We start from the raw sequence: 22,996 nt of genomic DNA on the forward strand, positions 1-22,996 counted from the left end.
GTCGAGCAGCTGGCCGACCGGTACGACGTGCAGGAGCTGTTACCACTGCTCAAGCTGCACTCGGGCGGCGGTCAGGACCTCGGGGTCGACGACCGGGCCCGACAGCGGGTCAGGGCGACCCTTTTCGAATTCTGCCAAGCGGCCGTTCTGCCGCACTGGCGACAGATGCGCGGTCACATGGCCTCGGTGCGCGACTCATGCGGCCGCATCGGCATCGCCAACGGGATGCACGCACTCCTGGACAACCTCCACCCGAAGCTCAACTGGAAGCCTCCGGTCCTGGAGGTCGCCGGAGAACCGGATCGCGACATCTACCTCAACGGGCGGGGCCTGGTGCTGTGCCCGTCACTCTTCCTGGCCGGCAAGGCCTGCATGGTCCTGGAGGACGTCCAGGAGAGCGGGGCTCCCGTCCTGGTCTTCTCGGTACCCCTGGACGCGGCCACCGAGGCCGAGTTCTGGGGCCACAACGCGGGCAGCGAGCAGGCGCTGAGCGCCCTGGTCGGACACACCCGCGCCGCCGCGCTCCAGATGCTCTCGGAGAGCTGCACCACCGGTGAACTCTCCCAGCGGCTGAACATCTCCCTGGCCGGCGCCAGCAAGCACGCCACGGTGCTGCGCAAGGCAGGACTGGTCACCACGGCCCGCAAGCGCAACACCGCACTGCACTCGCTGACGCCGCTCGGCGTGGCACTGCTGCGGCAGCGGCACTCCGCCAGGACCTAGGAACGCGGCCAGGGCGCGGGAACGCGCCCACCACCACCCACGGAGGGAACACGATGAGCACCAACCCGTTCGAGAACCCGGACGGCACCTACCTCGTGCTGGTCAACGACGAGGGCCAGCACTCCCTTTGGCCGTCCTTCGCCGAGACGCCGGCCGGCTGGACGGTCGCCCTGACCGAGACCGACCGGCAGTCGGCGCTCGACTACGTCGAGGCGAACTGGACCGACATGCGGCCCAAGAGCCTCCAGGAGGCGATGGGCGCGCGTTAAGTCGTAGCGCGGGCCTCCGACGGCCTGAGACAATCCCCCCTTCCCGGCCCTGCGCCGGGGAGGGGGGATTTCTCTTTGCTCCCGCAGCGGCCGGGTGCCCGACGGGGCGGACCGGGTGCCCGACCGGCGGACCGGGGCACCCGACGGGCCTCAGTACCCGACCCTCGGTATACCTAGCAATACCGTTTTTTTACAACCAGAGCTACAGCGCTCCCCCGGCCCACGGTGGTTCACTGGACGTACACCACAACACGCCGGGAAGTTCTCCCGGTGGTCGACCCGTTCCCCCGTACGGGCCGACCGATCGCGTGGTCCCCAACGGCACGGGGAGCACGCGGAAAAGCCGGTCCGTGCGGAGCCATCGACTTCGATGACCCGCACGGACCGGCTCTCCCGGTCGATTCGGTTCTGCTGACCCTACGTCATACGACTAGCCGTCAGGCGGCGGACCGTCAGGCGGCGGACCGTCAGGAGTCGGACCGTCAGACGGCCGACCAGGACGAGTACTTCCGGAGCCCGTAGAGCAGCGGCGAGCTGTCGTCCGCCTCCGGGTGCTCGACCCGGAACACCTCGCCGAAGACCACGGTGTGGTCCCCGACGTCGACCGTCCGGCTGATCCGGCAGTCGGCGACCGAGTGGGCGTCGTCGGTCAGGTGGGGGCCGGCCGCCTCCGAGTCGGCCGACCAGCGCACCAGGTCGAACCGGTGCGGAGTCCCGGAGGCGAACAGGTCCGCCGTCCCCCTGGCCCGGGTGTGCAGCAGGTTCACCGCGAAGGTGGAACGGCGCAGCATGGCCGCCAGGGTGGGACTCCCCGCCCGCAGGCACACCAGCAGGGTCGCCGGTTCCACCGCCACGCTGCACACCGAGGAGCAGGTCATCCCCCACGGCTTCCCGTCGAGGTCCGACGTGGTCACGACGGCCACACCGCTGGGGAACGTCGACATCAGGGAACGGAACTGCTCGGGAGCGACCGTCGTCACCGTGGCCGAACTCCCCGCGGAGCCGCCGTCCCTCATCGCGCCGAGCCGGCCTTGCGCTGCGCCGGCGGCAGGCCGTGCAGGTGGGCGAAGTACTCGTACTGGCTGGGCAGCTTCTCGTGCAGCGCGGCCGTCTGCTCGGCCACCAGCTGGAACTCGCGGTCCGCAGCGGTGGAGTCGAGCTTGCTCAGCACGGGCAGCGGCTGCACCGGCAGCCCGCCCAGGCCGAGGATGATCGCGCGGTAGGAGTACGACTCGAAGCCGTGGTAGTGCGGGTAGATCGACTCCTGGTCGGGCAGCTTGACCTTCCACTGCTCCAGGCGCTCGGCCAGACCGTCCGGGATCTCCCGGGTCTTGGTGTCCTTCCAGTACTGGTTGTCGGTGCGCTTCGAGGCGTACCAGTGCAGCACCATGAACTCGCGCAGACCGTCCATGATGTTCGCGGCCTGGCGGTTGTAGGCGTTGCGCAGGTGCTGGTCGGTGTCCTCGTTGCCGACCGGGAAGTTCTTGACCAGCTGCTCGATGCCGTTCTGGATGATGAAGATGCCGGTGGACTCCAGCGGCTCCACGAAGCCGTTGGAGAGGCCGATGGCGACGCAGTTCTTCACCCAGGCGCGCTCGCTGCGGCCGATGCGCATCTTGATGTGGTTGGCGGTGGCGTTCTCCGCCGCCGGGCCGACGAACTCGCGCAGCGTGCGCTCGGCCTCCTCCGGGGTGCTGTACTCGCTGGCGTACACGTAACCGGTGCCGAGCCGCTCGAACAGCGGGATCGTCCAGATCCAGCCGGCGTCCTTCGCGGTCGCGGTGGTGGCCGGGCGCAGGCCGTACTCGGCCATGTCCACCGGCACGCGCAGCGCCACGGCGCTGTCGTTGGGCAGGTGGTTCTGGAAGGAGATGAACGGCTCCTTCAGCGCCTGGGCGACCAGCAGGCTGCGGAAGCCGGTGCAGTCGACGAACAGGTCGCCGTGCAGGTCGCCCTGCTCGCGGGTGCGGACGTGGTCGATCTCGCCGCGGTCGTTCAGCGCCACGTCCACCACGTCGTCGAGGACGTGCTTGACGCCGCGCTCGGTGCCGAAGCGGGTCAGGAACTTCGACAGCAGCGTCGCGTCGAAGTGGTACGCGTACGGGAACTGGGTGTTCTGCTCGGTGAGGGTGGTGCGGTACTCCTCACCCCGCTCGAAGGTGCTGTCGAAGAGCGAGCCGTCGTAGTAGCGCGGCGAGCGCTCCGTGTCGCACATGTTGGCGATGAGGAAGGAGTCCCGGTCGAAGCGACCGGTGGGCTGCTTCTGCACCCACCAGTCGGTGAGCGCGAAGCCGTCCACCACGCGGTTGCGCTCGAAGGGGTGGTAGAAGACGTGACCCGGCTCGCGCCAGTCCTCGAAGCGGACCGCCAGCTTGTAGGTGGCGTGGCACTCGGGCATCCACTCGCGCTCGTCCAGGCCCAGGTAGTTGAAGAAGTGCCGGATCGTGCTGAAGGTGGCCTCACCCACCCCGATCGCCGGCACGTTCTTCGACTCCACCAGGGTGACGTCCACCCGGTCACCGAATGCCACCTTCAGGTAGGTCGCCGTCATCCAGCCCGAGGTACCGCCGCCGACGATCACCACGCTGTTAGCCATGTAGGTCCCTTTGTCGATTGCTGACGAACGTGTCTGGTCGAGCCTCGCCGAACCACCGGCGCACAGCCACGTCCTTGACCGACAGGTGAAATTGGGCAGTCAGCGCCGGGTCGCCGGGCCCGGCGATCAGGACCGCAGGTACGTCAGCACGGCCAGCACCCGGCGGTGGCCGTCGTCCTCGGACAGCCCGAGTTTCAGGAAGATGCTGCCGATGTTCTTGGCGACCGTGGGCTGGCTGACGCTCAGCGCCGCCGCGATGTTGGCGTTCGTCTTCCCCTCCGCCATCAGCCCCAGCACCTCCCGCTCGCGCGAGGAGAGCCGGCCCAGCGGCTCGTTCATCTGCCCGCGCCGCAGCAGCTGCCGGACGACCTCGGGATCGATGACCGTGCCGCCGGTGGCCACGCACTCGACCGCCGCCAGGAACTCGGCCACCCCGCCGATCCGGTCCTTGAGCAGGTAGCCGAGTCCGCCGCGGGAGTGCTCGCCGGACTCCAGCAGCTCGAACGCGTACGCCGTCGCGGCGTACTGCGTGAGCACCAGGACGGCGAGCTCCGGGTAGCGGCCGCGCAGGTCCATCGCCGAGCGCAGCCCGTCGTCGTTGAAGTCCGGCGGCATCCGCACGTCGGTCACCACGATGTCGGGCCGGTGTTCCTCGACGGCCTTGATCAGGTCGCGGCTGTCGCCCACCGCGGCCACGGTCTCGTGCCCGAACCGCTCCAGCAGTTCGACGAGTCCTTCTCGCAGCAGGACCGCGTCCTCGGCGAGCACTATGCGGAATCGGGCGTTCGCCACGGCAGCTCCACGACTAGTTCGGTTGGGCCGCCGGACGGGCTGAGCAGCTTGAGCCTGCCCCCCACCACGGCGACGCGATCGGCAAGGCCCTGCAGGCCGCGGCCGTCCTCGGGCCGGGCGCCGCCCACGCCGTCGTCACCGACGCACAGCACCAGGCGGTCCCCCTCCCGGCGGCCCGTCACCCAGGCCGTACGGGCGCCGCTGTGCTTCACCACGTTGGTCAGCGCCTCCTTCACCGCGAAGTACGCCACCGTCTCCACGGCGGACACCAGCCGCTCCGCGAGGGTGATGTCGACGTGCACCGGCACCGGGCTCCGGTCGGCGATCTCGGCCACCGCGGCCGGCACCCCGCGGTCGGTGAGCAGTTGGGGGTGGATGCCGCGGATCAGCTCCCGCAGGTCGGCGAGGACGCCCTCGGCCTCCCGGCGGGCCTTGGCCACCAGCACCGCACGGTCGGAGCGCTCCTCCACCAGCCCGTGCTCCACGATGCCCAGGGTCATGATCAGCCCGACCAGGCGCTGCTGGGCGCCGTCGTGCAGGTCGCGTTCGATCCGCTTGCGCTCGGCCTCGAAGGCGTCCGCCAGCCGGATCCGCGAGCGGGTCAACTCCTGGACGCGGGCAACGACTTCGGACTCGCGGGGGGCCAGCAGCAGGCGCACGAAGGCCGCCCGGCCCGCGGCCAGCGCGGTCACCAGGTAGCCCGCCGCCGGCAGCAGGACGAGGCCGACGAGCACCACCACCACCCGGTCGAGCGGGGTGGAGATGTGCCAGTAGCCGAAGACGATGAGCGGGCCGAGGTCGACGAAGGGCTCCAGGAAGGGGGCGGCGATGAGGATGACCACGCTCCCCACCAGCAGGACGCCGCCGAAGTCGATCAGTGGCAGCACGGCCGTCAGCGCGATCGCGTAGCTGAACTCGCGCCAGGTCGCGGCCTCGCCGATGCGCAGCCACAGCCACGCCTTCAGTCCGGGCGCGTCCGGCGCCACGTGCGGGTTGCCGACGCACTCGGTGTCCACGAGCCGCAGGCGCAGGCGTTCCGCCGCGGCGACCGGCATGCCGAGCGCCGCGGCGAGGACCACCACCACCATCAACTGGGCGTAGTCGGGCAGGGTGTCGACGTAGATCAGCCCGTTCATCGCCGCGGCCATGACCAGGAACACGACGGCCCCGCCGCACGCCAGGTAGCCGAGCGACCGCCACGGCCAGCCGGACGTGAGCAGCAGGCGCGGACCGAGGGTCAGCGCCTGCCGGCAGTTCAGCGGGGCCGCGGCCGGCGGGCCCGCGTTCGCGGACGCCCGCCGGTCGGCACTCGGCTGCGAGATCACCAAACCGTGACACCAGTGCAGATTTCCACGTACCAAGCCAATACAGGCCGGCACCGGCGCACAAGGCCACCGCTAGGTGTTTTCCCTACGATTCAAGGTGGTTGACGGCCCCGGAACCGGTGGACACGTCACACGATGACGCGGGACCGGGACTCGGTCGCCGTGTACACCTTGCGGATGTCGCGGATCAGGTTGACCCGCTTCAGCCAGCGGTCCGTACCGTCGTAGCGCGGCTGGAACGGCTCCCGGCCGTGGATGACGCGGTAGTTGTCGAGGAAGATGGCGTCGCCGGGCTGCAGCACCACCCGCTCCAGGGCGCCGGTCACGTGGGTGAACAGCTCGGCGATGGCCTCCGTCGCCTCGACGTCGTCCTCGTCCGCGGCGCAGGTGTCGTCGAAGTCGATCCGCAGGTACCGCGACTCGGCCGGGCCGAACAGGATCGCGTCCCGGTCGACCGCGCCGCTGGAGTGCCCCTGCGGGCCGACGTGCGACTGGTCGGGGCGGTGGTGGAAGCGCTTCTCGGACAGGATCCCGGCCAGCCGGGCCGGCAGGTCGAGCTTGTCGGCGCGCACCACGGTGGTGCCGACCTGCTCCTGGTTGCGCAGGCAGTACAGCGCCACGTAGTCGCAACGGCACTGGTGGAAGGCGTCCTCGGTGTGCAGCGACAGCGGGGCCGTGCTGCTGCCGCTGGTCTCCGAGGTCTCCTTGCCGGGCGCCGGGCAGACGTCGTGCACGATACGGCCGTTCTGCTGGTCGCCCCAGGCGAACGGCTCACCGAGACCGGCGCTGAGGAGGGTGAGCACGACCTCCTCGCGCAGGCCGGCGCCGGTCTTCAGCGCCATGTCCCAGCCGGTCGGCGTCGGCTCCAGGTCCTGGCTCAGCGGCAGCCCGGACACCACCGCCACGTCCGTCTCGTCCGACTGCACCCGCCGGAAGAACTGGCGGACCCGGATCGGCAGCGACTCCGCCACCATCCGGGCGTGCGGGAGGAACTCGGCCGGATCCCACGGGCCGTACTCGTCGAGCACCTCGTCGACCAGCCAATCGATCTGCCTGCTCTCGTTGGGTTCGAGGACGAGCCTTTTCACGCGAACCATCCTTCCGTTCCGCCGGGCGACGGAGTTTGCTGCTGATGAACGTGCCCGGTCGACCTTCTCGAAAGCTCCGGTGCACAGCCATGACCTTGACCGACGGGTGAAACAGCTCGGTCAGGGCACGGACGACGCGCGGCACGTCAGGCCCGGGTCGTCGCTGCTCAGGCAGTCGCGGCTCAGGCCGACCCCGCTCAGGCCGTCCCGCTCAGGCCGTCCCGCTCAGGCCGTCCCGCTCAGGCCGTCACGGCCGGCTGCTCGGCGTCGCCGAAGCGGGCCAGGGTCAGTGCCCCGGCCACCGCGGCCACGAAGCCGAGGACGGCGAGCGGGGCCAGGTCGTGCCGGGTGTGGTCGCCGAGCACCAGCACCCCGACCACGGCCGGGCCGACCGTCTCGCCCAGCACCATCGCCGCCGTCGCGGAGGTCACCGAACCGTGCTGCATCGCCCAGGTCAGTGCGGCGAAGCCGCCCAGCCCGGCCACCGCGACGGCGTACGCCGACGGCTCCGCCAGCAGGTCCGGCAGCCGCGGCTCGGGCAGCACCCGCACCGCCACCCCGACCACCCCGAACTGCAGGCCCGCCACGAACCCGAGCAGCGGCGCGCGGCGGGCCCGGCCGTACCGCACCGCCGCCCAGCCCGCGCCGAGCAGCCCCACCGCGACCAGCAGCACGCCCACCCGCAGGGCGTCGTCACCCGTGCCGCGCCCGTCCCGCCCGGCCGTGAGCGCCAGCAGGCACAGCCCCGCACAGACCGCCGCCACCCCCGCCCACTCGCTGCCGCGCAGCCGCACCCGCAGCACCCGGGCCGCCCCGACGGCCGTCACGGCGAGCGCGGAGGCCAGCGCGGCCTCGACCGCGTAGAGCGGCAGGCGTTCCAGGGCGACGAGTTCGGCGGCGAAGCCGCACATGTCCATCCCGACCCCCACCAGGAACGGCCACTGCCGCAGCGCCCCGGCCAACGCGGCGGCCTCCCCCACCTCCGGCGCCGGCCGCGCTTCCGGCCCCGCTTCGGGCGTCGTTTCCGGCCCGGCGGTGGCGGCGCGGCGGGCGCCGACCGCCTGCAGGACGGTGGCCGAGCCGGTGAGCAACGCGGCCAGCAGAGCAGACAACAGCCCGACGATCATGCACCGACCGTACGGTCCGGACCCCACGCGGTACCGGCTGGCACGCCGTCGGCCCCCTCCCGCCGCCCGCACCGGGGCGGGCGGCGGGAGGGGGCCGCCGGGGGATGGACGCGGCTGGTCAGCGCTGCAGGTCGGCGAGCAGCAGGTTGGGGTCGGTGTGGGTGAAGTAGGCCGCGCTCGGCACGTAGACGGTGTCGCCCCGGACGGCGACCGAGGTCGGGTTGGACAGGCCGTCGGCGGCGGTGAGCACGGTGTGGTGGCTGCCGTCCGGCTCGACGTAGACGGCCTCGCTCCTCGTGTTCAGGGCGGCGATCAGGGCGTCGCCGTGCCCGGTGAAGGCGAAGTCGTCCACACCCGGCAGGCCGCCGGCGCGGACCTCGGCCGGCCCGGCGGTGCCGTCCTCGCCGATGGGGATGCGCAGCAGGTTGCCGGTGTCGGTGTTCGTCACCCAGACGGCGCAGTCGTGCAGCTTGAGGCCGTTGGCGCCGAACGCGCTGACGGGCTTGAGCAGGGCGTCGTCGGACCAGGTCGTGGCGGTGCCGCCGTCCACCGGGACCACGTGCACCACGCCGAGCGCGGAGTCGGTGACGTAGATGCGGCCCGCGCGCTCGTCGAGGCCGAGGCCGTTCGGCAGGCCGGTGACGGGCAGGGCGGCGATCCGCTCGGGGGTGCCGCCGGGGCAGAGCCGCCAGATGCCCTGGAGGTCGGCGGTGCCGGTGGCGTAGCCGAAGTAGAGAGTGCCGTCGTGGGCGCGGACGATGCCGCTGACGACCGCGGCCCCGATGAGCGGGGTGGCGGGGGTGGCGGGGGCGGGCAGGGTGGCGAGGACGGTGAGCTGCCCGGCCGGGTCGACCCGGCCGATCTGCCGGGCGAAGGACAGGGTGAGGTCGGCGGAGCCGTCCGGTTCGAGGGCGATGTTCTCGGGCTGTTGGCCCTTGGCCAGGTCGAAGTGGGCGATGATCCGCGGGGCGGACAGCGGCGGGGCGACGGCGACGGCCGGGGTCGCCGCCAGCAGGGCCAGGGCGGCGCAGGCCGCGGGGACGAGCAGGCGGGGCATGGGCTCTCTCCTTGATCGACGGGGTCGGCGGTGGTCGCCTGCCCGTCAGCAGAACACTCCTGACGGAGCGCCGCCCCCGACCGGCCGCCGCGCCGACGGGAACATCCCCCGGTCGGTCGCCCCTCCCGCGCGGCCGGACGCGGCGTGCCGCGCGACATCGGCTCCGATTTGTGACGTGGCCCTGTCTAGTTCGTTCCCGTCCTGGTGTGGTGGGATGTGCGGGTCACGGGGTGATGACCGCAGGTGGGGGTGTGCGATGCGCAGTGGACGACTGCTGGGGCTGGACGGAGGTGCGGCCCTCCTGGTCGCCGTCGGGCTGGTCCGGCTGGGGGCACAGGAGTGGCTGGGCGCGGCCGCCGGGGCGCCGGGCTGGGTGGGAGGCCTGAGGGCTGCCTCCTACGCGGACGCCTGGCTGGCCTTCGACGACCCGGCGGCGCCCGGCCTGCGGGTGCCGGCGCCCGCGGTGCTGCGGGCCGTCGTCGGCCGGGCCGCGGACCTGGTCGTACGGTCCTGCGCGGGGGACGAGCCGACGGCGCTGGAGTGGCTGGGCCGCCGGTCGGCGGAGGCTCGCGAGCAGGCCCACCGGGACGACCTCGCGCACCCGGCCGAGCCCTGCGCACTGACCCTGGTCTGGCACGGCGTCCAGGCGGCGGCCGCCGGGGCCGCGGCGGACCACGACCGGCGCATCGAGGAGCGGGTCGAGGCGTACGTCCGGGACCGGCACCGCCGCCGGGACACCCTCGCGCTGGTGCTGGGCTGCACCCGGATCGCGGCGGCCGCGCTGGTGGAGCTCTGCGAGGGCGATCCGGAGCGGGTCGCCGGGTGGCTGGAGGAGGACGCGGCGCGCGCCATGCCGCGGGGCGGGCCGGCACCGCTGTGGGTGCCGGGGCGGCCGTGACGGGCGCGCGGGGTCGAGAGGCAGAGGACGGAAGCCTCAGTCCGCGCCCAGCAGCCGGGCGGCCTCGGCCATGGTCGGGCCCAGCGGGAGGTCGAGCCGCAGCGCCGCCAGGTCGTCGCCGCGGGTGGGGCCCTGGTTGACGATGGCGACCGGCAGCCGGGCGCGGGCGGCGCGGCGGACGAAACGCAGACCCGACAGGACCGTGAGCGAGGACCCGAGGACCACCAGCGCCCCGGCGGCGTCGACCAGCTCGTAGCAGCGGTCGACCCGGGCGGCCGGCACGTTCTCGCCGAAGAAGACCACGTCCGGCTTGAGCACGCCCCCGCAGTCCGCGCAGGGCGCGACCCGGAACCCCGCCACCAGCTCCGGCGCCAACTGCGTATCGCCGTCCGGGCGCAGGACGGCCCCGGGGCGGCGGAACCCCCGGTTCAACTCCTCCAGGCGCTGGTCGAGTTCGGCCCGGGAGCTGGTCCGCCGGCAGTCCAGACAGACCACCCGGTCGAGCCCACCGTGCAGCTCCACCGCCTCCCTGGTCCCGGCCGCGCGGTGGAGGCCGTCGACGTTCTGGGTGATGACCCCCGCGACGTGCCCCGACCGGCGCAGCCGCTCCACCGCGTGGTGGCCCGCGTTGGGCCGGGCCCGGGCGAACAGCGGCCAGCCGGTGTGGCTCCGGGCCCAGTAGCGGCGCCGGGCGGCCTCGCTGCCGGTGAACTCCTGGTAGGTCATCGGGGTGCCGCTGCGGCGGCGCCCGGTGGCCCCGCGGTAGTCCGGGATGCCGGACTCGGTGGACAGGCCCGCGCCGCTCAGCACCACCGCGCCGCGCCGGTCCAGCAGCCCGACGAGCTCCGCCGCGCCCGCCGGGCTCCGCGACGCTGCCGGGGCGACGGTCTCCGGGGCGACGGTCTCCGGGTGCTCCGAAACTGCCGAGTTTGCCGAGCTCTCCGACCCGTCCATACCGCCGAGGGTAACGCCGGCCGCGGGCGGCGGGGGCGGCGCCGGGGGCAGCGCTACGGCGCACCCGCGGCGAAGCCGACGATCCGCGCCAGGGGCGGCTCCCACCCCTCGGTGGTGTCCACGACCAGGCAGGGGGCGTCGAGCGCGATCGGCACCCACGACTCGATCGGCCGCTCCCCCGCCGCGATGCGCCGCAGCAGTGCGGCGTCCGCGTGTGCGGCGCGCGAGGGCAGGTCCGCGGACCGGCGGGCGATGCGCAGCCGGGCGCGGTCCGGATCGACGACGCAGCGCACGACGCGCAGCTCGGCCGACTCCGTGAGCGCTTCCAGACCCGGACGCCAGAGGCGGTCCTGGAAAGCCGCCTCGGCAACCAGGCTCCGGCCGGCCCCGAGGAGTTCACCGATGGTGCGGAAGAAGGCGTGCAGTGTCCTCAGGTCCGGGTCCCCGGCGGGCTCGGTGGCGGCGGCGGGCTCGGTGGCGGCAACCATGCGCTCCTTGATCTCGTCCCGGCAGACCAGCGGCCAGTCGAGCGCGTCGGCCAGGGCGTGCGCCAGCGTGGTCTTGCCCGCGCCGGGCGGGCCGCTGACGGCCACCAGTGTCGGACGTCGCATCGTGCCCCGGCTTCCTCCGGTTGCTCCCCGCCGGACGCCGCCGACGGGGCCGCGATCCGGCCAACTTGACGGAACCGTACGGATGTTGATCGGTTCGTCACCCAGCCTACCCTCGGGTGGCGGAACGGGCGGCCCGGCCTGGGAGTCCTGGCCCGGCAGACCTGGTCCGGCAGACCTGGCGCAGGAGACCTGGCGCGGCCGGCGGGGGCAGTCGGGGCGGTGACCTCGGAGCCGGTCCGCCCTCAGCCGCCGTCCCGGCCCCAGCCGGGTGCCGGCGGCAGCGGCCACGGCGGCGGCACCGACGGGCCGACGCCCTCCGGGGCCGGGCCGCGGCCGGCGAGCCAGCCCAGCAGCAGGTGCCCCGGGCCGGTGACGACGGGGCCGCTCGCTCCGAGCGTCCAGGCGCGCCCGAGGTCGGTGGCCTCCAGCCGGCCGACGGGAAAGCCGTGCGCGGCCAGGGCGGCAGCGGTCGCGTCCAGTGCCCAGGCGACGTAGTCGGCGGACCAATCGGCCGTCCTGTAGCCGAGGTTCAGGTCGACGTGGTGGGTTTCGAGCTCCCGCCGGGCCCGGTGGAGCGTGAACCAGGCGGGGTGCCGCCACCCCGCGAGGGCCGATACCAGGGTGGGCCAGCGCTCGGCCGGCATCGCCGCCGCCTCGTCGAGCAGACCGTCCAGGCTGCGCCGCACGTCCTCGACCAGGTCGGCAGCCCCGCGCCCGGCCCCCTCCCGCAGCGCGCGCTCCAACGCGGCCGCATCGGCCCGGGGCCCGGGCTCGACACCGGTCCGGGCCAGGGCCAGCAGCCACCGGTACGCGTCCGCGCTGCGCGCCAGGTGGGTGAGGACGTGGGCGCGGCTCCACCCGGGCAGTGCGGACGCCTCCCGGGCGCCGCGATCGTTCAGCCCGCCGACGGCGGCGACCAGCCGCCCGGCGGAGCCGCGCACGTCGGCGAGCAGGGCGGCGAGTTCGGCGCGGGTGGGCTCGGTGGTGGGCGTCACGGCCCGTACCCTACGGCAGTCTTGTTGACTAATTGTCAGCAAGTTCCGCGCAGCGCCTTGACGACCCACGGTCACGGTCCTAGAACGTAGTCAGCTCCCCCGGTCCCCCCACCGCATCACGGGAGCAGCGAAAGGTCGTCTTCTCGCCCCTCACCGAGGAAGAGGCTTTCCCATGCGTTTCAGCCGTTCCAGCCGCCACCTCGCCGTCCCCTCCGCCGTCCCCGCGGCCGCCGTCGCTGCCCTCGCCGCCGCCACCGCGCTCGCCGTCGTCGCGGTGCCCGCCGCCGCGGCACCCCGGGCCGTCGCCGCCGCTCCGGTACTCACCGCCGGCAGCGCGGGCGGCACGGGCGTCGCCCCCGGCGATGCGCTCGCCGCACCGCTGGCCGGGGGCACGGTCGCCACCTTCTACTCGACCGCGACCAGCACCACCGGTGTCACCTGTGCCACCTCCGCGCTCGCGGCCTCGGTGCAGACCAACCCGGCGGCCCCGGGCTCGGCCACCGCATCGCTGACCGGGCTGACCTTCGGCTCCTGCACCAGCAACGTCACCGGCGTCACCTCGGTGCGCAGCCTGACCGTCGGCAACCTCCCCTACGCCCTGACCGTCTCCGACGCCCCGGGGCTGCCGGTCACCCTCGGCGGCGGCTCGGCCGGGACGATCCAGGCCACCGCCGTCCTCAACAGCTGGTTCGGCACCATCACCTGTTCCTACCAGCTCAGCGGCGCGTTCACCGGCAGCGCCGACAACAGCGCGCACAGCCTGGCGTTCCGCACCGAGCACTTCGCCAAGAGCGGCGGCTCGTCCCTCTGCCCCGCCGACGGGTACTTCTCCGCGACGTACGGCCCGGTCACGGACACCTCGCAGCCGGGCAGCCCTGCGGTGTACGTCAACTGACCGGCGGCCCCGGCCGGCGGGTGCCTGGCGCAGGCACCGGCCGGCCGGGGCGGTGGCCGGGGCCGGTCAGGACCCCGAGGGCACACCCTCCCGGTGCCGCCAGCGCACCCGGTCATCGACGGCGACCGCCCTGCGCACCGGCCGGGCCGGGGCCCGGTGGTCCGCGCAGGAGAGCACCAGCATCTCGTCGTCCCCCGGCTGGAACTCGTACGCCACCCGCTGCACCCGGCTCGGGATCCCGAGGCCCGCCAGCTCCTCGCGCAGCCGCTCCAGGCCCGGGTACCGGACGCCGGTGTCGTACACCACCAGCGGGAACAGCCGCACCTCCCGGCGGGCCACCCGGGCCAGGTCCAGCAGCGCCGCCCGGTGGAACTCCTCGTCCAGCCGGTTGCCGTAGGAGAAGATCAGGTGCGAGCTGAGCACCAGGTCGAACGAGTCGTCGGCGAAGGGGAGTTCGGGCAGCGAGCCGGCGACGTAGCGGTCCGGGCGGGCGGCGATGTCGGCCCGGAAGTCCCGGGCGTTGGCGGTCCACTGGCGGATCAGGTCGTCCACGTCGGCGTACCAGCTCGACGGGTAGCCGGCCGTCTCCTGCACCAGCAGCTCCCGCTTGAACGCCGTCTCGCGCTCCACCAGCAGGCCCAACTCCCCCCGGTGGTGCGCGTACTGGCGGTCGACGGCGACGGCGTCGATGCCCCGGCGCCCGGCTTCGGCGACGAAGCTCGCCGCGCCACCGGGGCAGTCCAGGACCCGCCGGCCGGCCAGGTCGCGGTCGGTGAGCGCGAACATCGCCCGGTACTCCTCGAAGGAGCGTGCGCTGACCAGCACGGCTCAACCCCTCCCGACGAACGGCATGGTGGTCGGAAGCACCACCAGGGACTGGATAGTGGTGTCCGGCGGCTGCGCGGCCATCAGCAGCAGGGCCTCGGTGAAGCGCTCCACCGGGATGGTCGCCTCCACCGCCGTCGTCCCGTCGGCCTGCATCGCCGCGGGCTGCGGCGAGCCGTCGACGGGGGTGACGTTGCCGACGTCGATCTGCCCGCAGGAGATGCCGTACGGGCGGCCGTCCAGGGCGAGCACCTTGGTGATCCCGAGGACGGCGTGCTTGGCGGCCGTGTACGCAATGGAGTTGGGGCGCGGCACGTACGCCGACGGCGCGCCGTTGTTGATGATCCGCCCGCCCTGCGGGGTCTGGGTGCTCATCACCCGGAAGGCCTCGCGGGCGCAGAGGAAGCCGCCGGTGACGATGGTGTCCAGCACCCGGTTCCAGTCCTCGAACGGGGTCTCGGCGATCGGCCGGCGCGGGGCCGCCGCGCCGGCGTTGTTGAACAGCAGGTCCAGCCGCCCGTACCGGTCCTGGACGGTGTCGAAGAGCCGGGCGACCTCCTGCGGGCTGCGGATGTCGGTCGGGACGGCCAGCACCCGGGAGCCGGCCGGGCCGGCGAGGACGGCGGTCTCCTCCAGCGCGTCCTTGCGGCGCCCGGCCACGGCGACGGTCCAGCCGGCCGCGAGCAGGGCCAGTGCCGAGGCCCGGCCGAGACCGCTGCCCCCGCCGGTGACGATCGCCACCCGTCCGTGCGGCTCGCTCAACGCGCCCATGTGTCCCCCTCGTTGACCCAGATCCGCAGCATCCGCCGGGCGTACGGCCCGGGTTCGTCGACGTACGGCGAACGGCCGTGCAGTACCCGGCTGTTGCGGATGATCAGCAGGTCGCCGGCGGCCATCGGCAGCCCGAAGGCGATCTCCGGCCGGTACAGCACCTCGTCCAGCACGCCCAGCGCTTCCCATTGACGGTCCGTCAACTCCGGTCCGCCGCGGTCCGGGGAGGAGCGGACGGTGCGGGTCTGGTAGTAGCAGCCGACCGTGCCCTCCTTCTGGTGGTAGAGGATCGGGGTGACCACCACCTGCGGGCCGGCCCGGCCGGTCCGGTCGAAGGTCCAGTCCTCGCAGAGGGTGGCGAGGGCGTCCGGCCGCTCCCGCTCGATCAGGTCGTGGACGTGCCGCGCGCTCGCCAGCTTGGTCAACCCGCCGCCGTCGAAGGCGGGCCGCAGACAGAGCAGGACGAGCAGGTCGCAGGTGTCGCAGTGGAAGCCGAGCTCGGTGTTGCCGTCGCCGTCCTGGTCGTGCAGCACGGAGGTGAGGTCGCCGCGCCCGTTCTGCGGCACGATCCGGCCGTAGTCCGCCAGCAGGAAGGACAGCACCTCGGTGATCCGCTTCTCCGGGTGCGCCGGGTCCACCAGCCCGCCGATGTGGGTGATGCCGACCGAGGCGACGGCGTCCCGCACGAAGTCCCGCAGCCTGGCCCGCACCGGCTCGGCCGCACCCCACCGTCCGGCCAGCGCGTCGGCCCACAGCAGCCGGCGCTCCACCTCCCCCAGCGGGAGCGACCACAAGTGCCGCCGCGCCGCCAACTCCAGGCTGCTCCAGCCGATTTCGGTCACCGCATCCATGTCTCCTCCTCCTCGCCGACCGCTGCCGGTCTCCCTAGCGGCTCCCGGCCGCGACGGCCTTCGCCCAGAGCTCCAGCGCCTCGTCGACCTGCCCGGCCGTGACCACCAGCGCGGGGATCATCCGGACCACGTTGAGGTGGATCCCGCAGAGCAGGAGCAGCAGCCCGTGCTCGGCCGCCGCCTGCTGGACCCGCCGGGCGGTCTCCGGGTCCGGGGAGCCGTCCGGGCGGCAGAACTCGCTGGCGGCCATCAGCCCGAGGCCCCGGACGTCGGCGATCCCGGGCGCCCCGTCGGCGACGGCCCGCAGCCCGGCCAGCAGCCGCGCGCCCTGCTCGGCCGCGTTCTCGACCAGCCGCTCCTCGCGCAGCACGTCCAGGGTGGCCAGGGCGGCGGCGCAGGCCACCGGGTTCCCGCCGTACGTGCCGCCCTGCGAGCCGGGCCAGGCGCGGCCCATCAGGGCGGCCGGCGCGGCGATCGCGGACAGCGGGAAGCCGCTGGCCAGGCCCTTCGCGGTGATCAGGACGTCAGGCCGGACGCCGTCCTCGTACTGGTGGGCCCAGAACCGGCCGGTGCGACCGAAGCCGGTCTGCACCTCGTCCACCACCAGCAGGATCCCGTGCCGGTCCGCGCGCTCGCGCAGCCCGGCCAGGAAGCCGGCCGGGGCGGGCACGTAGCCGCCCTCGCCGAGCACCGGCTCGACGAACATCGCCGCCGTCTCGGCGGGCGCGGAGGCGGTGGCCAACACCTCGTCCAGCCCGCGCAGCGCGAACGCGACCGCCTCCTCCTCGGACAGCCCCAGCCGGAACGCGGCCGGGAACGGCGCCACCGCGACCCCGGGCATCAGCGGGCCGATGCCCGCCCGGAACCGGGTGCCGGCCGTGGTGAGCGAGGCCGCGCCCATGGTGCGGCCGTGGAAGGCACCCTCGAAGACGATCACGTTCTGCCGCCCGGTGGCGTGCCGGGCGAGCCGCAGCGCCGCCTCCACCGCCTCGGTGCCGGCCGTGGCGTAGAACAGCGAGTCCAGGCCGGGCGGCAGCACCTCGCCGAGCCGCCCGGTGAGGGTGAGCAACGGGTCGTGCAGCACGGTGGTGTACTGCCCGTGGATCAGCCGGCCGGCCTGCTCACGGACGGCCTCCACCACCCGCGGGTGGCAGTGGCCGGTGCTGGTCACCCCCACGCCGGAGGTGAAGTCGAGGTAGCGGCGGCCGTCGGCGTCGTAGAGGTGAAGGCCCTCGCCGCGCACGGCGACGACCGGGGTGGCCTGCTTGAGCATCGGGGAGAGCTGGGTCACGGATCCTGCCTTCACGCTGGGTCCTGCTTTCGGGAGAGAACTCGTTGACGGTCAGGGGGAGTTCAGGAAGGTCAAGGGGAGGGCTCGGGGCCGCGTCGGGACGGTCCGGCGGGTGGCAGGTAGCCGGCCTCGGCGGCCCAGGCCAGCGCCGCCGACCACCACTGCGGGGTCGGGGCATCGAAGTGGACGCCCAGCCGGTCGAGCACCGCGGTGGTGTACGCGCTGTCCACCCGGACGTTGCGCTCCTCCTGCTGCGCCCAGACGGCGGCCAACCGGACGGCCGTCGGGTGCCGCCGCTCGGCGGCGGCGAGGGCCGCCGCGAAGGCCTCCTCGTCGGTGAGCCGCACCGGGTGGCCCAGCCCGGCCAGCCACCCCACCAGCTCGTCGTGGGCGACGGCGTACGGCGATTCGACGTGGTAGGCGCCGGGTGCCGCGTACGGGTCGAGGGCGATCGCGGCGATCCCGGCGGCCACCGTGTCCACGTGCGAGAACGCGAAGGCGGTCGCCGGCCGGCTGGGGGCGGCGCCGGCCAGCAGGTAGCCGCGGATCAGCTGGTAGATCCGGTTGTCGCCGGTGTTCGCCTGGAAGGCGCCGGTCCGGCTGTGCGCCGCGATGTGCCCGCTGCGGTGCAGATAGGCGGCGTGCCCGCCGGCGGCCCAGGCCCGGACGGCCTGCTCGGCGCGGTACTTGGTCCGCTCGTACGGGGTGCGGAAGTGCTGGCCGATCCACAGGTCCGCCTCGCCGAAGCGCCGCGGCGGGCCGTCCACGCCACCCGAGACGGCGAGCGTGGAGACGTGGTGGAAGGCGGCCTGCGGGGTGTGCTCCCCGGTCCAGCCGAGCAGCCGGCGCACCGCCGCGTGGTTGGTGCGCTCCAGCTCGTCGGGCGAGGCCACCAGCCGGACGTCCGCCGCTGCGTGCACGACGATCCGCGCGGCCCGGGCGCGCTCCAGCCCCGCCGGGGAGAGGCCGAGGCCGTCCCGGTCGATGTCCCCGGCGACGGCGTGGACCGCTCGGGCCCCCAGTCGTTTCAGGGCCTGCGCGTCGTCGGCGGCCCGCACCAGGCAGGTGACCTCGGCGCCGCGCCGCAGGAAGGCGTCCAGCAGGTGCCGCCCCAGGTAGCCGGTGGCGCCGGTGAGCAGCACCCGGGCGGGTTCGCGCACCGTCGCCCGGGCGGTCGGCGCCACGCCGGGGTGCAGCAGCTGACCGGAGGTGGACAGCGGCGCCCGGACGGGCCGCGCCCCCGCTGCCGGTGCCCCCGCCTCCGCTGCTTCCGCCGCTACGGCTGCTGCGAAGGCGGCGGTGATCCGCTCGGCCTCGGGGCCCGAAGGACCAGGCCGCCCGGACACCAGGTCGGCGACCAGCCGCTGCTCCACCACCCGTGCAGTGAGCCGCAGTTCGTACATCGGATCGCCCCCGGGACAGCGCGCCACCCCGGCCTGCTCGGCGGCGACGGTCCAGTCCAGCGCGGGTTCCTCCGGCAGCCGGAAGGTGCCGAGGAAGTTGAAGCCGACGGCGGGCCGCCGCCCCGGCGCGTCCATCGGCCGGACGGGCGCCTCGCGAAGCCGCCGCGCCACCGCCTCGGGACTCGCCCCGGCCTCCAGGCCGAGGTGCTTGACGGCGGTGAACCAGCCGACGGTGTCCAGGAATTCGCCCGGATCTCCGACGACGTCCCGGCCGTGGGTCTCGACCTCCACCACGAGCCGGGCCCGCCCGTTCCAGCCGGTGACGGCGTCGGCGAAGGCGGCGAGCAGGACGGCCTCCAGCCCGGCCCCGGCACCGTGCCGCGCGACCAGCCGGGCGGTGGCCTCCGCTTCGAGCGCCCAACTGACCGCGACGGGCTCGGCGACGGGCTCGGCGACAGGGTCGGCGACGGGCTCAGCGACAAGGTCGGCGGCGGGCTCATCGGCTTCCGCCACCGGCGCGGCCGCCGCCCAGGCGTAGAAGTCCGCCGTCGGCGGCAGGTCGACCGGCTTCCGGTCCAGCACCGCCCGGTACGCGTGCGCCAGGTCGTCCAGCAGGATCCGCCAGGACAGCCCGTCGACCACCAGGTGGTGCGCGATCAGCGCGAGCCGGTCGTCGGTGCCGGGCGGGCCGGTGAACAGGTGGGCGCGCAGCAGCCGGCCGGCCAACGGGTCGATGCTGCGGTGGAGTTCGGTGCAGACCCCGGCCACGGTGTCGGCGATCGCTCCGGCCGCGCGCGGGATCCGGGAGAAGGAGACCGGGTCGAGCTCGGCCACCGGCCGGGGCTCGCCGTAGCCGTCCGGGGAGAGCGGGCGGCGCAGCGCCGGGTGGCGTTCCAGGACGGCCGCGACCGCCGCCGAGAGCGCCGCCGGGTCGACCGCCGCCCGGCAGCGCAGCAGCACGGACTGGTTCCAGTGCCGTACGTCCCGGAGGGACCGCTGCCGGTACAACCAGCGCTGCGCCGGGGCGAGTCGGCCGCCGCCGCCCCCGGCGTGCGCGGCAAGGGCGGCCGGGGCACCAGGGGTGGCCGGGTTCGGGGGCGTGGCGACGGCTGCGGCTGCGGCTGCGGCTGCGGCCAGGCCCTCCGCCGTCGGGTGCCGGTAGAAGTCCTCGTAGGCGACGCGCAGGCCCGAGCGCCGCAGGAAGGCGATGGTGCGCATGGCGAGGATGGAGTCCCCGCCGAGGCCCAGCACGTCGGCGCGCGGCCCGACGGCGGGCAGGCCGAGCGCACCTGCCCAGAACCGGCCGATCTCCGCCGCCAGAGTGGTCGCTGCCGGGCCTGTCGCCGCAGCTCCCGCCGACTCCGCGCGGGCCTCCACCAGTTCGGCCACCAGCTCGCCGAGGCGTCCCCGGTCGAGCTTGCCGTTCGGCCCGACCGGGAACTCCGGCAGCACCAGGATCGGCTGCGGCACGGAGTAGCCCGGCAGCCGGTCCCGTAAGTGCGCGCGCAGGAGCTCCAGGCCGCCGAAACCCTCCGACGGCCGTACCGCGCCGAGCAGTTGGCCGCCGACGGCGGTCTCCCGCAGCAGCACCGCCGAGCGGGCGACGCCCGGGTAGCCGTCCATGGCCCGCTCGATCTCGGCGAGGTCGACCCGGTAGCCGCGGACCTTCACCTGGCGGTCCACCCGGCCGAGGAAGACCAGGTTCCCGTCCGCCCGGCGGCGACACAGGTCACCGGTGCGGTACACCAGGCCGCCGTCGCGCCGGACGAAGCCGCGGGCGGTCTCGTCCGGCCGGCCGAAGTACCCGGCGCTGACGCCGCGGCCGCCGATCAGCAGCTCCCCCACGGTGCCGTCCGGAACCGCACGGCCCGTGCCGTCCACCACGGTGAGCAGCACCTCGCCGATCCCGGTGCCGATCGGTACGGTCGGCTCCTCGGCCGGCAGTTCGCGGGCGTCGGTGGCGAGCAGACAGGTCGCGCCGACGGTGGTCTCGGTCGGGCCGTAGTGGTTGGCCAGCCGGGCGGTGGTGCCGCCGTCGAGCAACGCGGCGGCGAGCGGGCGCGGCAGCGCCTCGCCGCCGAGCAGCAGGGTGTGCAGCGGTGGGGTGTCGGCCGGGCGGCCCTCCAGCAGGGCGCTCAGGTGGGAGGGGGTGGTCTTCAGGACGTTCACCCCGGCGTGCCGGAGCGAGGCCCAGAAGGCCTGCGGGTCGCGCACCTCGCGGTCCGGGACGACGTGCACCGAGCCCCCGGTGGCGAGGGCGAGCAGCCAGGTGGTGTGGCCGAGGTCGGCGGCCAGCGTGGTGACGTGCGCGGTGCACGGCGCGTCGGCCTCGGTGAGGCCGAGTCGTCCGGCCAGGGCCAGCGCGTAGTGCACGGCGTTGGCGTGGGTGACGGCGACGGCCTTGGGCTCGCCGCTCGACCCGGAGGTGAAGGAGAGGTACGCGGGGTCCTCGGCGTCCACGGCCTCGACGTCCCCCTCTGCTTCGCCCGCCTCCGCCTCCGCCTCGCCGGACGGCGACGCCGCCGGCGGCCGGGGCGTCAGGACGTCCACCACCTCCCCGCCGAGCCCGCCCTCCGTCGCGAGCACCCGCCCCACCCGGACGGCCGCCAGCCGCCGGGCCAGGTCGGCCGCCGACCACTCCGGGTCGGCCAGCACCGCCGCCGCACCCGAGCGCAACACCCCGTGCAGGAGCACCAGCATCCGGGCGTCCCGGGGCCCGACCAGGGCGACCCGGTCCCCCCGCCCGGTGCCGGCGGCGGCCAGCCGGGCAGCGATCCGGGCGGCCGAGGCGTCCAGCGTGCGGTAGTCGACCGTACGGACTCCGTCGCTCAGCGCGGGCCGGTCCGGGTGGGCCCGGGCGAGCCGGGCGAGGAGCCCGGGCAGCGAGCGGGCGGGGCCGGAGCGGCCGGACGGTGCGGACCGGACGTGCTGCGTCGCGGAGGTCACGCCGACTCGTCCCCCGTCCGTCCCGTCCGTCCCGTGCGGACCGGGCCGGCCGCCACCCGTGGGTCACCCACCAGGTACCCGTCCAGCACCGCCCGTTCGGGCAGCCGACCGGCCAACTCCCAGGCCAGCATGCGGTGCAGGCCGTCCAGGTGGATCAGCCCGGACCGGACCGTCAGCTCCCCGTAGTCGGGGTGCTCCACCGGGGCGGTACTGAGGAAGAGCGGGGTGAACGGGGCCCGCCGCAGCAGCCGCAGCTTCGCCGAGCAGACCGGGTTGGCGGCCGTCCAGGCGGTCCCGGCGGAGCGGATCCGTTCCGCCGCCTCGCTCACGGTCAGGCCGGAGCGCGGTACCAGTTCGAGCGCCCCGCCCTCGCTGATGTGCCAGGGCAGCACCACTCCGAGGACGTCCGCCCGCGAGAGCCGGACGCGCCACCAGCCGCCGGGGATGCGGTCGGCGCGTTCGAGGTTCTCCTCGGCGTACATGTTGCTGTTCGCCTCGTGGGCCCGCTCCACCGGATGGTCCCGCAGGTAGGCGTCGTGGACCTCGGGGTAGGCGACGGCGGTGACGATCTCCACAGCAGTGCTCCTCAGACGGTTCCGGTGTGCGCGGTGCCGGTGCGCGCGGTGCCTGTGTGCGCCGTTCCCGTACCCGCAGCGCCGGTGTGCGCGGTTCCGGTGTACTCGGTGAAGTGCCGTTCCGCGAACAGCTCGGGCCACTGCCCGTCGGCCAGGTCGAGTTCGCGGGCCCGGGCGAGCATCCGCCGCCAGTACGGCTTCACCGGGCGCCAGCGCGCCCCCACCTGGCAGTACGAGGCGTCGATGAAGTACCGGGGCCGGCCCGGCCCGTCGGGCGCGGGCCTGCGGGTGTGGAACAGCGCAGAGTTGAGCAGCACGGTGGTCCCGGGCGGCAGCCGGTCGATCACCACCTCGCCGGGCAGTTCCGCCGTGCCGTGGTGGGCGAAGGCGGCCTTGCCGAAGGCGCCCTGGTGCGAGCCGGGCAGGACGGCGAGGCTGCCGACCTTCTCGTCCAGTCCACCGAGGTAGTGCAGGGCGTGGACCATCAGCAGCGACGGGTCGGCGCGGTCGTTGGGCTCGCAGTCGTGGTGCCAGGGCTTGCCGGGGATGCCCGGGTCCTGGCGGTCGCTGTGCAGGTGGTGGAAGACGAAGGACGGTCCGAGCAGGCGGGTCAGGGTCCACAACAGCGGTGGATGGGTGAGCAGTTGGCCGTGCGCCGGCAGTTCCAGCTCCAGCAGCGGGGGCGGTCCGTGCCGGGCGGGGTCGGCGCAGGCGGCGATCGACCGGGCCCGCAGGCCCTCGTCGACCCAGCGGTCCACCTCGGGGACGAGCCGTTCGCGCAGCGCTTCCGGCACCAGGCCGGGCAGGACCAGGTACCCGGACTCCAGGAACTTGCGGTGGTGCTCGATGTCGAGGGCCTCACGCCCTCCGGAGGACAACGTCACCGAACCGACCCCCTCCTTCCGTTCGGCGGGACGAACAACGGGACGTGGCACGAGCAAGGAGGCACACGGGTTCCATCCAGACCTCGGGTGGTGGCGGAGCGTCCGTCACAGTCGCCACAG

Annotated in this window: 21 protein-coding genes; 4 read left to right on the plus strand and 17 right to left on the minus strand. The window is 74.2% G+C overall.

The features are described 5' to 3' along the window. Positions 1-186: 186 nt before the first annotated feature. Together CRP52_RS38025 and CRP52_RS02905 are read left to right on the plus strand one after the other, a co-directional pair. The gene (locus CRP52_RS38025; RefSeq protein ID WP_179852669.1) at positions 187-723 is read left to right on the plus strand and encodes an ArsR/SmtB family transcription factor; all 537 of its coding nucleotides are present in this window, start codon (positions 187-189) and stop codon (positions 721-723) included. Between the two features lie 53 nt (positions 724-776). Beyond that, complete coding sequence (locus CRP52_RS02905; protein ID WP_097234931.1) at positions 777-992, plus strand: MbtH family protein; 216 nt, start codon at positions 777-779, stop codon at positions 990-992. Between the two features lie 482 nt (positions 993-1,474). Here CRP52_RS02905 and CRP52_RS02910 read toward each other — a convergent pair whose 3' ends face one another. The 7 genes from CRP52_RS02910 to CRP52_RS02940 all read right to left on the minus strand — a co-directional run bounded on the left by CRP52_RS02910 (position 1,475) and on the right by CRP52_RS02940 (position 8,977). Beyond that, the gene (locus CRP52_RS02910) at positions 1,475-1,936 is read right to left on the minus strand and encodes a flavin reductase family protein (RefSeq protein ID WP_257032249.1); all 462 of its coding nucleotides are present in this window, start codon (positions 1,934-1,936) and stop codon (positions 1,475-1,477) included. A 68-nt stretch (positions 1,937-2,004) separates the two neighbouring features. After that, positions 2,005-3,588 (minus strand): tryptophan halogenase family protein, encoded by a 1,584-nt coding sequence (locus tag CRP52_RS02915; protein ID WP_097234933.1) that lies wholly within the window; start codon positions 3,586-3,588, stop codon positions 2,005-2,007. A 126-nt stretch (positions 3,589-3,714) separates the two neighbouring features. Beyond that, positions 3,715-4,380, minus strand: coding sequence for a response regulator (locus CRP52_RS02920; protein WP_257032250.1), 666 nt, complete (start codon positions 4,378-4,380; stop codon positions 3,715-3,717). Then, positions 4,356-5,705, minus strand: a complete 1,350-nt coding sequence (locus CRP52_RS02925; RefSeq protein WP_257032251.1) for a sensor histidine kinase — start codon at positions 5,703-5,705, stop codon at positions 4,356-4,358. Before CRP52_RS02925 ends, CRP52_RS02920 begins: the two co-directional genes overlap by 25 nt. Before the next feature lie 128 nt (positions 5,706-5,833). Continuing rightward, the gene (locus CRP52_RS02930; RefSeq protein WP_101948132.1) at positions 5,834-6,793 is read right to left on the minus strand and encodes a TauD/TfdA family dioxygenase; all 960 of its coding nucleotides are present in this window, start codon (positions 6,791-6,793) and stop codon (positions 5,834-5,836) included. Positions 6,794-7,032: 239 nt separating this feature from the next. After that, complete coding sequence (locus tag CRP52_RS02935) at positions 7,033-7,920, minus strand: hypothetical protein (RefSeq protein WP_179852670.1); 888 nt, start codon at positions 7,918-7,920, stop codon at positions 7,033-7,035. Positions 7,921-8,038: 118 nt separating this feature from the next. After that, complete coding sequence (locus CRP52_RS02940; RefSeq protein ID WP_097234936.1) at positions 8,039-8,977, minus strand: hypothetical protein; 939 nt, start codon at positions 8,975-8,977, stop codon at positions 8,039-8,041. A 256-nt stretch (positions 8,978-9,233) separates the two neighbouring features. Here CRP52_RS02940 and CRP52_RS02945 point away from each other — a divergent pair, with 256 nt between their 5' ends. Further along, positions 9,234-9,875, plus strand: a complete 642-nt coding sequence (locus tag CRP52_RS02945) for a hypothetical protein (RefSeq protein WP_097234937.1) — start codon at positions 9,234-9,236, stop codon at positions 9,873-9,875. Positions 9,876-9,911: 36 nt separating this feature from the next. Here CRP52_RS02945 and CRP52_RS02950 read toward each other — a convergent pair whose 3' ends face one another. From CRP52_RS02950 to CRP52_RS02960, 3 genes are all read right to left on the minus strand, one after another. Beyond that, a complete protein-coding gene (locus tag CRP52_RS02950) occupies positions 9,912-10,829 on the minus strand; it encodes an NAD-dependent protein deacetylase (protein ID WP_097234938.1) in 918 nt (305 codons plus the stop codon). A gap of 53 nt (positions 10,830-10,882) precedes the next feature. Next, positions 10,883-11,440, minus strand: coding sequence for an AAA family ATPase (locus tag CRP52_RS02955; RefSeq protein ID WP_097234939.1), 558 nt, complete (start codon positions 11,438-11,440; stop codon positions 10,883-10,885). Between the two features lie 242 nt (positions 11,441-11,682). Further along, on the minus strand, positions 11,683-12,435 hold the full coding sequence (locus tag CRP52_RS02960; protein ID WP_097234940.1) for a maleylpyruvate isomerase family mycothiol-dependent enzyme: 753 nt from the start codon (positions 12,433-12,435) through the stop codon (positions 11,683-11,685). Between the two features lie 172 nt (positions 12,436-12,607). Here CRP52_RS02960 and CRP52_RS36850 point away from each other — a divergent pair, with 172 nt between their 5' ends. Continuing rightward, positions 12,608-13,330: a Tat pathway signal sequence domain protein gene (locus CRP52_RS36850; RefSeq protein ID WP_097234941.1), complete on the plus strand. Its 723-nt coding sequence runs from the start codon at positions 12,608-12,610 to the stop codon at positions 13,328-13,330. A gap of 66 nt (positions 13,331-13,396) precedes the next feature. Here CRP52_RS36850 and CRP52_RS02970 read toward each other — a convergent pair whose 3' ends face one another. The 7 genes from CRP52_RS02970 to CRP52_RS03000 all read right to left on the minus strand — a co-directional run bounded on the left by CRP52_RS02970 (position 13,397) and on the right by CRP52_RS03000 (position 22,876). Next, entirely contained in the window at positions 13,397-14,155 is a 759-nt protein-coding gene (locus CRP52_RS02970) for a methyltransferase domain-containing protein (protein ID WP_097234942.1), read from the minus strand. Positions 14,156-14,158: 3 nt separating this feature from the next. Beyond that, the gene (locus CRP52_RS02975) at positions 14,159-14,926 is read right to left on the minus strand and encodes an SDR family oxidoreductase (RefSeq protein WP_097234943.1); all 768 of its coding nucleotides are present in this window, start codon (positions 14,924-14,926) and stop codon (positions 14,159-14,161) included. Next, the gene (locus CRP52_RS02980) at positions 14,914-15,777 is read right to left on the minus strand and encodes a TauD/TfdA family dioxygenase (RefSeq protein WP_097234944.1); all 864 of its coding nucleotides are present in this window, start codon (positions 15,775-15,777) and stop codon (positions 14,914-14,916) included. Before CRP52_RS02980 ends, CRP52_RS02975 begins: the two co-directional genes overlap by 13 nt. Positions 15,778-15,811: 34 nt before the next feature. Continuing rightward, positions 15,812-17,068, minus strand: coding sequence for an aspartate aminotransferase family protein (locus CRP52_RS02985; protein ID WP_097234945.1), 1,257 nt, complete (start codon positions 17,066-17,068; stop codon positions 15,812-15,814). Between the two features lie 71 nt (positions 17,069-17,139). Continuing rightward, positions 17,140-21,417: a non-ribosomal peptide synthetase gene (locus CRP52_RS02990; protein ID WP_097234946.1), complete on the minus strand. Its 4,278-nt coding sequence runs from the start codon at positions 21,415-21,417 to the stop codon at positions 17,140-17,142. Further along, positions 21,414-21,992, minus strand: coding sequence for a DUF6309 family protein (locus tag CRP52_RS02995; RefSeq protein WP_179852671.1), 579 nt, complete (start codon positions 21,990-21,992; stop codon positions 21,414-21,416). Before CRP52_RS02995 ends, CRP52_RS02990 begins: the two co-directional genes overlap by 4 nt. Before the next feature lie 11 nt (positions 21,993-22,003). Further along, on the minus strand, positions 22,004-22,876 hold the full coding sequence (locus CRP52_RS03000; RefSeq protein ID WP_257032252.1) for a phytanoyl-CoA dioxygenase: 873 nt from the start codon (positions 22,874-22,876) through the stop codon (positions 22,004-22,006). Positions 22,877-22,996 lie beyond the last annotated feature (120 nt).

It is taken from the genome of Streptomyces sp. 1331.2 (assembly GCF_900199205.1).
Taxonomy (GTDB): domain Bacteria; phylum Actinomycetota; class Actinomycetes; order Streptomycetales; family Streptomycetaceae; genus Kitasatospora.